This is a genomic window from Nesterenkonia sp. LB17 (genome assembly GCF_022565915.1).
Classification (GTDB): Bacteria; Actinomycetota; Actinomycetes; order Actinomycetales; family Micrococcaceae; genus Nesterenkonia.
On sequence record NZ_JAJOYX010000003.1, the window covers coordinates 233974 to 246208 of the forward strand.

The following is a 12235-nucleotide window of genomic DNA, read 5'->3' on the forward strand; positions in this document are numbered from 1 at the left end:
CCACTGGCACCTCCGAGCTCACCGTGAGGCGGGTCACCACAATTGCAGCACGAAGTCAAGCATTGACAGGTCACAATCAGGTGATATACGGCTTTTGGTAAGGTCGAGAATCATCGACTTCTACGAAGGAATGATCTTGAACTCCAGTACTGCCGAGCCTGCGGTCCGAGCGCGGAACGTCTACAAAGCCTTCGGCAAGCGCCCCGAGGAGATTGTCCGACGCATCAAGGGCGGCGCGGATCGCGAGGACGTCACGGACCTGGGCACCGCCGCTGTCATCGACGCGAGCTTCGACGTGTCGCCGGGCGAGGTCTTCGTGGTGATGGGCCTCTCCGGCTCCGGAAAATCCACGCTGATCCGCATGGTCAACGGCCTGCTGCCTGCGACCGCCGGCAGCATCGAGGTCGGCGGTGAAGACATCGCCCGACTCTCCGCCAAGGAGCTGCGCCGCGTGCGCCGCGAAAAGGTCTCGATGGTGTTCCAACACTTCGCGCTCCTGCCACACCGCACCGTCGGGCAGAACGCCGCCTACGCCCTGGAGGTCCAGGGACTCAACCGCTCAGACCGGGAACGCAAGGCCGACGAGGCCCTCCGCATGGTGGGCCTCACCGGCTGGGGCGGATCCATGCCGGACGAGCTCTCCGGAGGCATGCGCCAGCGAGTCGGTCTGGCCCGCGCACTGGCGGCCGGCACCGAGGTGATGCTCATGGATGAAGCCTTCAGCGCCCTGGATCCCCTCATCCGACGAGAGATGCAGGACCAGCTCGTGGAGCTGCAGGAGCAGCTGGGCAAGACCATCCTGTTCATCACCCATGACCTCAACGAAGCCATGCGGCTGGGCGACCGGATCGCAATGATGCGCGACGGACGCACAGTGCAGATCGGGACCTCTGAGCAGATCCTCAACGACCCGGCCAACGACTACGTCGCCCAGTTCGTCCAGGACGTGGATCGCACCCGAGTCCTCACCGCCGGCGCCATCATGGAACCTCCGGTGGCGGTGCTCGGCACGGAACAGGGGCCCCGCACCGCACACAAGCTCATGCGCGAACACCAGACCAACGTGCTGGCGGTCGTCGACCGCGGAAAGAAGCTCCACGGCTTCGTGCACGAAGATGCTGTCGCCGCGGCAGTGGCCCAGGGCGCGAACACGCTCGACGGGCTGCTGCAGCCGGCCCCCTCGGTGCATGCCGAGACTCCGCTGGCCGAGCTGATGACCCAGGCCGCGCAGAGCGAAGCAGGGCTGGCAGTGATCGATGACGCCGGCCGACTTGAAGGGATCATCGCCCGCGTGACGCTGCTCAACGCCCTGGCGGAGCCGAAATACACCGGCCATGACGCCTCAGAGGCGGTGGGCACCCGATGATCACCACTGCTCAAGAGACTGAAGGAGCCGGGGTCCCCCGGCTGAACGTCGGCGAATGGATCGAGACCGGCTTCGGCTGGGTCAACGACAACCTCGGCGCCCTGTTCGACCTGATCCGAACAGTCGTCTCAACTCTGACCGGCGGCCTGGACGACCTGCTCAACACTCCGGATGCGCTCCTGCTCGCCGTGGCGTTCTCTCTCCTGGGGTGGCTGGTCAAGGACTGGAAGCTGGGCCTCCTCTCGATCGTGATGCTGGTGTTCGTGATCAGCATCGATCAGTGGGAGAACGCCATGACCACGCTGGCCCTGGTGGCAGTGGCAGCCGCCATCGCCCTGGTGATCGCGATCCCGCTCGGAATCTGGGCTGCCCGGTCTGACCGGGTCAGCGGCGCGATCAGGCCGGTGATGGACCTGATGCAGACCATGCCGGCCTTCGTCTGGCTGGTTCCCGTGGTGACGCTGTTCAGCATCGGCGTCACCAGCGGTGTCGTCGCCACCATCATCTTCGCGCTTCCTCCCGGGGTGCGGTTCACCGAGCTGGGCATCCGGGGGGTCGACGCCGAGGTGGTCGAGGCGGGCCATGCCTTCGGCAGCACTCCCGGGCAGATCTTGCTGCGCATCCAGCTTCCGCTGGCGCTGAAGACCATCATGGCCGGCGTCAATCAGGTCATCATGCTGGCGCTGTCCATGGCCGTCATCGCTGGCCTCGTCGGGGCCGGCGGACTCGGCGGCGAGGTCATGCGAGCCATCGGCAGCCTGGACATCGGCCTGGCGTTCGAGGCCGGGCTCGCCGTCGTCGTCCTGGCCATCTATCTGGACCGCGTCACCTCCGCCATCGGTCACGGCGGCATGGCCGTGGGACGGATGTCGAAGCTGCTTCGTCGCGGCCGTCCTCGACGAAGCCCTGAGCCCGCCCCCGCCAAGACCACGTGATCCGGCCTCGCCCGCTGGGCGAAGCCACCATCCGAGAACACAGACCAGAGACCGCATCGCACCCGCACACAACAGATTGAGGCACATCATGAGTACACGAACTGGCACAGCATCGAAGTTCATCGGCGTGACCGCCGCGGCAGCCCTCGCGCTGACCGCCTGCGGCGGTGGCGACGACGCCGCGGAGAACGGGGACGAGGCCGAGGCCGGCGGCACCGTCACCCTGGGCATCATCCCCAGCTGGACCGATGGTCTGAGCATGGCCTACCTCTGGCAGGGCATCCTCGAGGGCGAGGGCTACGACGTCGAGATCGAAGAGATCAACGACGCCGCCCCGCTGTACACCGGCGTCGCCCAGGGCGACATCGACGTCTACCCGTCCGCATGGCCCGAGGTCACCCACGCTGAGTACATGGACGAATACGGTGACGATCTCGAGGATCTCGGCGCGTACTACGAGGGCGCCGTGCTGACCCTGGCGGTGCCCGAATACACCGAGATCGACTCCATCGCAGAGCTCGCCGACAACGCCGAGGACTTCAACGGTCAGGTCATCGGCATCGAGCCAGGTTCGGGCCACATGGGAGTCACCGCCAATGACGTGTTCCCGACATATGGGCTCGATGAGAACTTCGAACTCGTGGAATCCTCCACCGCGGCGATGCTGACCGAGCTGGGCTCCGCCATCGATGACGAGGAAGACATCGTCGTGACGCTGTGGCGTCCGTTCTACGCCTACGGCAACTTCGACCTGAAGGATCTCGAAGATCCCGAGGGTGCGCTGGGCGAGCCAGAGACGCTGAACTTCATCGCCAACTCCGAGTTCTCCAGCGAGTTCCCCGAGGTCGCCGAGTGGATGGGCAGCTTCACCCTCTCCGATGAGGAGTACGCCGAGCTCGAGGACATGATGGTCAACGAGTACGCGGACAACGAGGAAGAAGCCGCTCAGGCCTGGATGGAAGACAACGCCGATATGATCGACTCCCTCAAGGAGTGATCTGTCGAGGGTGATCAGGTCCTCCCGATCACCGTCTGCCGATCACCGCCTGCTGATCAGCAGGGCGTGATCCAGACGCAATGACAGAGACCCCCGGTCCCGTTCCGAGTCATGGACTCGGATGTGGGACCGGGGGTCTCCGTCTGTGCTGCAGCTGCCAGCCGCCGGTCAGCGGGCCCGCTTCTGAAGCAGGATCGCACCGCCGGCGTCGTCCTCTGAGGCGCTGAAGGTGATCGCCCGGATGGTGCCGGCCGGAAGGCCGACCAGCTCCTCTGCCCGGGTGAACATCTCCTGCCAGATCTCCAGCTCATCCTCGCTCTCGATGCCGAGCAACGAGATGAACGGAGCCCTGCCTTCAGAGACCAGACGGCGCGCACGCCGCTGGATGTGCAGCGCGAAGTCAACCAGTCCTGCCGAGAGCGCCTCCCCCTTGGAGAAGATCCGGTCCTCGGACCGGGTCAGTCGCCGGGGTGTCGCAAAGGCCGAAGGTGGTTCCACCAGGTACCGCTCAACCAGCGCCTTCCAGGAGGCCTCGGCCTCCTCCGCACTTCCGCGCCGCCCCACCGGGCTGGGCGCGAAGTTCCGCTGCGGCTGCAGCTCCGGCGCCTCGAGTTCGGCGATCCGTGCGCCGAATTCGCGGTGCAGGGTGCTCAGGAAGGTCAGCGCATCCGCGGTGAACACCTCATTCTGCCGCGGTGCCCGCGGCGCATTGAGTGTGATGCCGTTGATCGTGATGCCGTTGCTCGACGTGGCCTCGGCCGGATCGGTGATGCTCTCGTTTCCGGATGTGGTGCTGGAGCGGAAAGAGGTGCTGGTCTGGGCGTTCATGGCTGACTCCTTTGTCAATGCCGGTGGATCAGTGGAATTGTCCTGCTTCGGTGGAACCCTTGTAGGCCACCGTCGAGGACTCGGGGTTCAACGTGGTGGAGATGGCATCGAAGTATCCGGTGCCGACCTCGCGCTGGTGCTTGGTGGCGGTGTAGCCGTCTGCCTCTGCGGCGAATTCCTTCTCCTGCAGCTCCACATAGGCCTTCATCTGGTTGTCCTTGTAACCGCGCGCCAGCTCGAACATCGAATAGTTCAGCGCGTGGAAGCCGGCCAGGGTGATGAACTGGAAGGTGAAGCCCATGGCGCCCAGCTCACGCTGGAACTTCGCGATGGTCTCGTCGTCGAGGTGCTTCTTCCAGTTGAACGAGGGCGAGCAGTTGTAGGCCAGCATCTGGTCCGGGTACTCGGCCTTGACCGCCTCGGCGAACTGCTTGGCGTACTCCAGGTCCGGGGTGCCGGTCTCCATCCAGATCAGATCGGCGTAGGGCGCGTAGGCCTTGGCCCGGGCGATGCAGGGTTCGATGCCGTTGCGCACCTTGTAGAAGCCTTCGGCGGTGCGCTCTCCGGTGATGAAGGGCTGGTCGCGCTCGTCGACGTCCGAGGTGATCAGGGTGGCCGCCTCCGCGTCGGTGCGGGCGATGACGACGCTGGGGGTGTTGTGCACATCGGCGGCGAGCCGGGCCGACTGCAGCGTGCGCACGTGCTGACCGGTGGGGATCAGCACCTTTCCGCCGAGGTGTCCACACTTCTTCTCCGAGGCGAGCTGATCTTCCCAGTGCACGCCGGCGGCGCCGGAGGCGATCATGGACTTCATCAGCTCGTAGGCGTTCAGCGGGCCGCCGAATCCGGCCTCGGCGTCGGCGATGATCGGGACCATGTAGTCCTCGACCGTGCGGGTGCCTTCGAGGTAGTCGATCTGGTCCGCGCGGAGCAGGGCGTTGTTGATCCGGCGCACCACGCTGGGCACCGAGTTGGCCGGGTAGAGCGACTGATCCGGGTAGGTATGGCCCGAAAGGTTCGCGTCACCGGCGACCTGCCAGCCGGAGAGGTAGATGGCGCGCAGGCCGGCCTTGACCTGCTGGACCGCCATGTTGCCGGTCAGCGCACCCAGGGAGTTCGTGTACTTGCCCTCGGCGTGCTCTGCGGTGAGCTGGCTCCAGAGCTTCTCGGAACCGCGCTTGGCCAGCGTGTGCTCCTCCTGGACGTTGCCCTGCAGCTTGATGACCTCAGCTGCGGAGTAGTCGCGGGTGGTCTGTTCCCAGCGCGGGTTGGTGTCCCAGTCCTGCTGCAGAGCGTCGACCTTCTGCTGGAAGACCTCTTTGGTCTCGGGGCTGAGCCCACCCTGGGGCTGTGAGTTCTGGGTCTGCGACTGCGAGGCAATTGTCTCGGTCATCTGAATCTCCTTTGAATCGTGGACCTTGTTTCGGTGACAAGACCAGTTCACGCCCTGTGAAGCCCTGACGCCAGAGTTTTCTCATCAAAGATCTGCGTTTCTTTGCGCAATCGAAGAAACGTCGGAAGATTCGACCGAAGTTGATCTTCTACACTGTGTAGAAGACGCACGACAGATGTTTTCAGCCGTACATCACCCGATGAGGAGCACCATGACGAACCCCTCCACACCCACGACCTCCACGACCTCCACGACGACTGGTCCTGCCGCTCCGGCGAGCCCGATGCCGCGACTGACCCTGATCGTCGGCGGCCTGCTGGTGGTGATCGGCATCATCGGCTATGTCGCCACCGACTTCGCCAGCATGACGGCGCTGATCCCCTCGGTGGTGGGCCTGCTGCTGCTGATCAGCGGCGGCATCGCGATGAAGAACCGCAAGCTCGGCGTCCATATCGCCCTGGCGGTCGCGCTGCTCGGCGCCTTCGGCATGATCATGCCGCTGCTGAGCCTGCCCGAGCTCTTCGCCGGCGAGTCTGAGAACCCGGGAGCCGTGATCTCCTCGCTGGTCACCGTGATCGTGCTGGTGATCTACATCGTCCTGGGCGTGCGCAGCTTCATCGCTGCCCGCCGCTGGAAGGACGCACGCTGAGCTGAACCGGGCTGAGCTCCTCTGATCTGGACAGGAACAGCCGCTGCGGCTGAGGCTGCTCAGTCTGCGGAGCAGCGCAGGAGGCCGGGGACCATGTCGAGGTCCCCGGCCTCTTCCATGTCCTGGACCGCGAACTCCGACCCCAGGATCAGATCCACGCTGTAGTCGTCGCGCTCATCGACGTCCACCATGGTGTCGGGGATGTGCTGCTGCAGGGTATAGGCCTGCCGCAGACCCCGATCCCCCACCCGGATGATCCCGGCGAAGCCCGTGTCGGCGAAGTAGTCGTTGTCGACCTCTGCGACCCGGAAGCTCCGATCGCTGAGCTCATCGGCCACCTCATGGGCCAGACCGGGCGCGTTGGTGGTGTTGAACACCGAGATCCGGACCCGCTCGGGCACCACCGGCTGCTGCGTGCCGGAGGGGCACTGTTCCGCCGCGGTGATCGAACCGCGGCCGAAGACGCTCAGTGGCAGCGCCCCATTGATCATCAGCCAGCTGGCTCCGCTGATCAGTCCGATCACAGCCAGGGTGCCCAGCCAGATGAGAAGCCGCTGGGTGCGCGTGCTCGCGGGCCGGTGATCCATGGGTTCGATTCTAGAAGCTCGCCGGGTCCTGAACGCTCAGCAGACATTCGCGGCGGGGCGGATCCGGCCGCATGAGGCGGCTGAAGACATTAAGAGCCCCACGTGCACCTGCCAGAGCCCGCTTACCCTTGCTACCTTCCGGTCCTGGGGGAGTTCAGCAGGATGGCACCGCACGTGGGGCCGGGGTTCATCGTATCTCGGCCTCATGCTTGAAGGCCAATGGAGCTCAGCGCTTGAGCGCGTCGGCGACGTCCTGGAGCAGCTTTGGGATGTCGTCGCGGTCGGTGATCGCCTCGATGAAGACCAGCTTCTCCCGGTTGCTCATGGTGTCCCTGCAGGCCGCCAGCAGCTCTGCCTCGGTGGTGACCCTGCGGTAGAGGTAGTCCTCCTCCGCTGCTCCGAAGAGCCGGGGCACCAGCTCCCAGCGCCACGGGGCGATGTCGTTGTAGACCTCATCGGGCCCGTGGATGGCCCGCTCCACGGTATAGCCGGCGTTGTTGACCAGCACCACCACCACGGGCAGCTTCTCGCGGATCATCACGCCCATCTCCTGGATGGTCAGCTGGGCGGAGCCGTCGCCGATCAGCAGCACCGGCCGACGGCTGGGGTCCGCGAGCCCGGCGCCGATGATCGCGGGCAGGGTGTAGCCGATGGAGCCCCACATGGGCTGACCGATGAACGTTGACTTCGCCGGGAACCGGTGGGAGGCCATCCCGAAGTAGCTGGTCCCCTGGTCCGCGGCGACGATGTTCGCCGATTCCAGCTGCGAGGCCAGCACGGCCCAGAGGCCGTCCTGGGTCAGCGGACCTTCGGAGGGTTCCCGAGGCGTCTCCGCGGCCGGAGCCTCCGCCGCGGGCATCGGGGCGACGTCGTCGAGCTCGGTGGTCACCCGGTGCAGCACTGCGAGCGCGTCCTGCAGCGAGATCGGGGTGAAGACCTCATGGCCCACCCGGGCACCGAAGCGGGAGACGTCGATCATCCGGGCAGAGTCGAGGTCCATGGAGAAGCCGGCGGTGGTGTTGTCGGTGTATTCCACCCCGAGGGTGATCAGCGCATCGGCACCCTCGATGACCTCGCGCACCCGATCCTGAGAGGCGGCACCGGCGTAGATGCCCACGAAGTTCGGGTCCGATTCATCGACCAGGGTCTTGCCCCAGGCCAGCGTGGCGAAGGGCAGCTGGGAATCCGTGAGGAAGGAGGCCAGCTCCTCGGTGGCGCCGAGCCGGTGGACGAGAAGATCGGCCAGCACGGCGGTGCGCCGCCCGGGCAGGAAGCGCCGCACGGCCGCTTCGAAGGCGGCGACGGCGCGCGGGGTGGTCACCGGGAGATCGGTGGTCAGCGGCTCCGAGGGCGGGTAGGCGGCGATCTCGGCGACGTCGGCGGCCAGCATGAGGTAGCCGGGGCGACGGCGGAAGACGACGTCGCGCAGGACCCGGTCGATCTCCCAGGTGGCGGTGGGCGCGTCGAGATCGGCGTGGGCGCAGGTGACCTCTTCGGCCATCCGCAGGAAGTGCTTGAAGTCGCCGTCGCCCAGCGAGTGGTGGATCTTGCGGCCCGAGGCCTGGGTCTCCTTGGGCGGTGCGCCGACGATCTGGACCACCGGCACGGATTCGGCGTAGGAGCCGGCCACGGCGTTGATCGCGGAGAGCTCCCCGACCCCATAGGTGGTCAGGAAGGCGCCGATGCCGCGGATGCGGGCATAGCCGTCGGCGCTGTAGCCGGCGTTGAGCTCATTGGCGGAGCCGACCCAGCGGATGCTGCGGTGGGCCACCACGTGGTCCAGGAAATGGAGGTTGAAGTCTCCTGGAACGCCGAACAGCTCGGTCAGGCCGAGCTCGGCCAACCTGTCCAGCAGATAGTCACCGATCGTGTAGTTCTCGAGGGACTCATCCTGCGTGGTTTCGGACATCTCTTCTTCGGGCATGGGTCTCGCCTTCTGGTCGTGGCCGGCTCCAGCGATGCGGGTGGATCTGCTGGGCCGCCAACGGTCTACGGTGCCGCCAGTCTACGTGGGAGCCGTCACAGCTGGCGGTGCAGGAATAGCTGGCTTCGATCCCCTGTTCCTGCCGGCATACCTCTGATTGAAAGTAGGACTTCATGCGCGCAGTCACCCAACAGACATTCGGCGAGCCCTGGGACGTCCTCGACGTCGAAGACGTCCCCACCCCGGACCCCGGTGCAGGAGAGGCCCGGGTGCGGACCCTGCTCTCCCCCATCCACAACCATGACCTCTGGACCATCCGCGGGTCCTACGGCTTCAAGCCGGAGCTGCCGGCCCGCACCGGGTCCGAGGCAGTAGGCGTCATCGACGCCCTCGGTGAGGGCGTGGAGAACCTCACCGTGGGTCAGCGGGTCGCCACCGGCGGCGTCTTCGGTGCCTGGGCCGAGTACTTCATCGCCCCCGCCGCGGGCCTGATCCCGGTGGATCAGGACGCCGCCGATGAGGTCGCCGCCCAGCTGGTCTCGATGCCCTTCTCCACCATCGCCCTGCTGGACTGGTTGGATCTGGACGAGGGCGACTGGATCATCCAGAACGCGGCCAACGGCGCGGTGGGCCGGATGCTGGCCCAGCTGGCACCGACGCGGGGCATCAACGTGCTCGGCCTGGTGCGTCGCGACGAAGGTGTTGCTGAGCTCGACGCTCAGGGCATCACCGGGGTCGTCTCCACCGAGTCCGCTGGATGGCAGGACCGCGTCGCAGAGGTCACCGGTGGGGCGAAGATCGTCGCGGGCATCGATTCGGTGGGCGGGGAGGCCAGCAATCAGGTGCTCTCCCAGCTCGGCGAGGATGCCACGCTGGTGATCTTCGGCGCCATGGCCGGAGGCACGATGGCGCTGAACTCCGGGGCCATCATCTTCAAGAACGTCACGATCAAGGGCTTCTGGGGCTCCCGGGTGATGGGCGATCTGGCGCCTCAGCGCCGTGGCGAGCTGTTCACCGAGCTGCTCACCCGAGTCGCGGACGGCACCCTCTCGCTCACCGCCGAGGCGACCTATGCCTTCGATCAGGTGCGCGAGGCGGCGCAGGCGAACTTCGTGCCGGGCCGCAGGGGCAAGATCTTGCTGCGCCCGTAGCGGAGCAGCCTCGACGGCGCCCCAGACCGGGGTCACCGGGTCTGACGTGTCGGGTCTGGGACACCGCGTGTGGGTGTTTCAGCTGTTCGGCGGCTGAAACACCCAGGCGTCGCCGGGCAGCGCCTTCGGGTCGAAGGACTCCAGCGCCTGAGCCAGGGGGCCGGCGGGGAGTCCCAGCGAGATCAGCAGCAGGTCGCGCAGGGCCGCGGCGTCGATCCCCTGCTCCTGCAGGGCGGCCCGCGTCACGGCTCCGTCCCGCTTGGCCAGGCGCCTGCCCTCGACGTTGAGCACCAGCGGCACATGGGCGTACTGGACCTCCCCCGCTGCCTGCGGGTCGTAGAGCAGTCCGCGCAGGTAGGCCTGGCTCGGCGCAGACGGCGCCAGGTCGTCGCCGCGCACCACCTGGTCCACCCCGGTCAGATGATCATCGACCACCACGGCGAGGTTGTACGCCGGGGTCCCGTCGTTGCGCTGGACCACGAAGTCATCGACCTCGGTGGTGATCCGGCCCAGCAGCACGTCTTCGACGGAGAACCGCGTGGCCGCGCCGGTCTCGGAGCGGGGTGCGCGCAGCCGCACCGCCGCGGGACGCTCCGCTCGACGGCGCCGCCGCTCCTCCTGGCTCAGGTAGCGGCAGGTGCCCGGATAGGTTCCGGTCGGCGCGTGCGGGGCGCGCGCCGCCTCGTGGATCTCGCGGCGCGAGCAGAAGCATTCATAGGTCAGCTCGGCATGCCGCAGCTGCCCGATCGCTGCGCCGTAGAGGTCCATCCGTTCGGACTGACGGGTCCGATCGGCGCCATCCTGCGCGTCGAAGGTCAGCCCCATGGCCTGGAGGTCATCGAACTGCTGGTCCTCGGAGCCCGCCACCGTGCGGGCAAGATCGAGATCTTCGAAGCGCAGCAGGAAGGCCCGTTCGGTGGACCGCGCGAAGAGCCAGGCGAGCATCCCGGTGCGCAGGTTGCCCAGATGCAGCTCTCCCGAGGGGCTTGGTGCGTAGCGTCCAGCGGGCATCGTCCTCGCCTTTCCTCAGGTCAGATCTTGGCAGTGATCCATCCTACGGGGGCTCGATGTGCATTCTGCGCTGGTTCTCCGCTAGTATGAAGTCTGCTCTCGAGGGCCGCGCCGATCAGGCAGGCCAGCGGGACGCAGCCAGGAGGATTCGCCTAGCGGCCTATGGCGCACGCTTGGAACGCGTGTTGGGTTCACGCCCTCGGGGGTTCAAATCCCCCATCCTCCGCCGACAGAAGCCCGTCAGCCTGATAAACCAGGCTGACGGGCTTCTTCGTGTCCGGTGGCTCCGTGAGCTTCGGGCCCAGGGTAGCGTTGGCATGCGCAGCCTGCGGCCTCTGCCGAGGGCACCATCACTCACCCCTGGAGGGGTCATGCACAAGACAGTTGTTGCCGGGACCGGCTTCCTGGCAGCCCTGGCCCTGATCAGCTGCGCCGGAGCATCTGAGGAATCCGTGGAGCCGAGCGAGGCGTCAGCATCTATGCCAACGGTCACGGCAGAGCCGGAGCCGGAACAGAGCCCCGCGACGGACGCGCCGGAGGACGCGTGGCTGGCCGAGGCCCGTGATTCATACCTGGACGACCTCGAAGAATGGCACCGTGAGTACTCCGGTGCCGGCTGTGTGGCCCATGAGCCCCAGTGCCGCGATCTCTTTGCCGAGGGCCTGCCGCTGATGGCCGACTACAGCTATTGGGTCCGCAATCAGACGGAGGGCCTCCCGGAGTACGTTCCGGCGTCCTACTCCGCAGATCTCGCGGCAGCCACTCGAGCGCTGGTGTCCTGGTCCTACGCCTGCCCCGATGACGAGGACTGTGCGGAGATCGCCCAGGATGCCGAATCACGCTCATTCGAGGTGATCACGGCAACCTCGGAATGGGCGGCGAAGTAGTTCTCCACGTCGGCCTCCGGGGTCGGCGTGCTGGCAAGCCTCAGCGACCGAAGAGCCGGCTGAAGAACCCGCCGGACGGGGCAGGTTCATGTCCGGGGCACCGCTGGGTGGCGCTGACCCCGCGCATCACCTGATCCACATGCTGGCCGCATCCGGCCCAGGTGGTCTTTCCGCAGGTCTTGCAGGTCACAGCTCGGCACATGGTGGCTCCTTCAGTGGGGTGGACGACAAGACAAGTATACCCCCCGGGGTATACGTGGCGAACCACCGACGTCGCGCAACGACGCGACCCCCCTCATTGCCGCAGGCCATCTCCGCTTGCGGGCTTCCTGGTCTGCAGCACGCCGTGCACAGGACCCCGTTGGGATTCGCGATGGTCTCGGAGCCACTGGGCGCAGGTCGGGGCGCCGACCACGTGCGCCGATGAGACCCTGCCACAGGGGGCGCCGAGCTCACCGCTGGACGGCGGCGAGACCATCGGGGACCGAGGGGTCAGCTGCACCGCGA

The 12235-nt window shown here is 66.6% G+C and carries 12 protein-coding genes, 1 tRNA gene and 1 other RNA gene; 7 read left to right on the top strand and 7 right to left on the bottom strand.

Going from position 1 to position 12235, the window contains the following annotated elements:
• Nucleotides 1–136 precede the first annotated feature (136 nt).
• From LTH96_RS08480 to LTH96_RS08490, 3 genes are all read left to right on the top strand, one after another.
• Entirely contained in the window at nucleotides 137–1366 is a 1230-nt protein-coding gene (locus LTH96_RS08480; RefSeq protein ID WP_241465305.1) for a glycine betaine/L-proline ABC transporter ATP-binding protein, read from the top strand.
• Entirely contained in the window at nucleotides 1363–2301 is a 939-nt protein-coding gene (locus LTH96_RS08485; RefSeq protein WP_241465306.1) for a proline/glycine betaine ABC transporter permease, read from the top strand. Before LTH96_RS08480 ends, LTH96_RS08485 begins: the two co-directional genes overlap by 4 nt.
• A gap of 88 nt (nucleotides 2302–2389) precedes the next feature.
• Nucleotides 2390–3298, top strand: a complete 909-nt coding sequence (locus LTH96_RS08490; RefSeq protein ID WP_241465307.1) for a glycine betaine ABC transporter substrate-binding protein — start codon at nucleotides 2390–2392, stop codon at nucleotides 3296–3298.
• A 168-nt stretch (nucleotides 3299–3466) separates the two neighbouring features.
• Here LTH96_RS08490 and LTH96_RS08495 read toward each other — a convergent pair whose 3' ends face one another.
• Nucleotides 3467–4126, bottom strand: coding sequence for a hypothetical protein (locus LTH96_RS08495; RefSeq protein ID WP_241465308.1), 660 nt, complete (start codon nucleotides 4124–4126; stop codon nucleotides 3467–3469).
• Between the two features lie 28 nt (nucleotides 4127–4154).
• A complete protein-coding gene (gene aceA / locus LTH96_RS08500) occupies nucleotides 4155–5519 on the bottom strand; it encodes an isocitrate lyase (protein WP_241465309.1) in 1365 nt (454 codons plus the stop codon).
• 211 nt (nucleotides 5520–5730) lie between these two features.
• On the opposite strand from aceA, the gene LTH96_RS08505 reads away from it, so the two are divergent.
• Nucleotides 5731–6168, top strand: a complete 438-nt coding sequence (locus LTH96_RS08505; protein WP_241465310.1) for a hypothetical protein — start codon at nucleotides 5731–5733, stop codon at nucleotides 6166–6168.
• Between the two features lie 59 nt (nucleotides 6169–6227).
• Here LTH96_RS08505 and LTH96_RS08510 read toward each other — a convergent pair whose 3' ends face one another.
• The 3 genes from LTH96_RS08510 to LTH96_RS08520 all read right to left on the bottom strand — a co-directional run bounded on the left by LTH96_RS08510 (nucleotide 6228) and on the right by LTH96_RS08520 (nucleotide 8679).
• Nucleotides 6228–6755, bottom strand: coding sequence for a LytR C-terminal domain-containing protein (locus LTH96_RS08510; RefSeq protein ID WP_241465311.1), 528 nt, complete (start codon nucleotides 6753–6755; stop codon nucleotides 6228–6230).
• Nucleotides 6756–6843: 88 nt separating this feature from the next.
• An RNA gene (ffs, locus tag LTH96_RS08515) (signal recognition particle sRNA small type) lies at nucleotides 6844–6940 on the bottom strand.
• 41 nt (nucleotides 6941–6981) lie between these two features.
• Nucleotides 6982–8679, bottom strand: coding sequence for an alpha-keto acid decarboxylase family protein (locus LTH96_RS08520; protein ID WP_241465312.1), 1698 nt, complete (start codon nucleotides 8677–8679; stop codon nucleotides 6982–6984).
• A gap of 173 nt (nucleotides 8680–8852) precedes the next feature.
• On the opposite strand from LTH96_RS08520, the gene LTH96_RS08525 reads away from it, so the two are divergent.
• The gene (locus tag LTH96_RS08525) at nucleotides 8853–9830 is read left to right on the top strand and encodes a zinc-binding dehydrogenase (protein WP_241465313.1); all 978 of its coding nucleotides are present in this window, start codon (nucleotides 8853–8855) and stop codon (nucleotides 9828–9830) included.
• A gap of 78 nt (nucleotides 9831–9908) precedes the next feature.
• On the opposite strand, the gene gluQRS is transcribed toward LTH96_RS08525, so the two are convergent.
• Complete coding sequence (gene gluQRS / locus LTH96_RS08530) at nucleotides 9909–10841, bottom strand: tRNA glutamyl-Q(34) synthetase GluQRS (protein WP_241465314.1); 933 nt, start codon at nucleotides 10839–10841, stop codon at nucleotides 9909–9911.
• A 141-nt stretch (nucleotides 10842–10982) separates the two neighbouring features.
• Between gluQRS and LTH96_RS08535 the strand changes: the two genes are divergently transcribed.
• Both LTH96_RS08535 and LTH96_RS08540 read left to right on the top strand, forming a co-directional pair.
• A tRNA-Ser gene (locus LTH96_RS08535) sits at nucleotides 10983–11067 on the top strand.
• Nucleotides 11068–11212: 145 nt separating this feature from the next.
• Nucleotides 11213–11728: a hypothetical protein gene (locus LTH96_RS08540; protein WP_241465315.1), complete on the top strand. Its 516-nt coding sequence runs from the start codon at nucleotides 11213–11215 to the stop codon at nucleotides 11726–11728.
• 40 nt (nucleotides 11729–11768) lie between these two features.
• Here the strand turns inward: LTH96_RS08540 and LTH96_RS08545 are convergent, their stop codons facing one another.
• Complete coding sequence (locus LTH96_RS08545) at nucleotides 11769–11930, bottom strand: hypothetical protein (protein ID WP_241465316.1); 162 nt, start codon at nucleotides 11928–11930, stop codon at nucleotides 11769–11771.
• Between the last annotated feature and the right edge of the window lie 305 nt (nucleotides 11931–12235).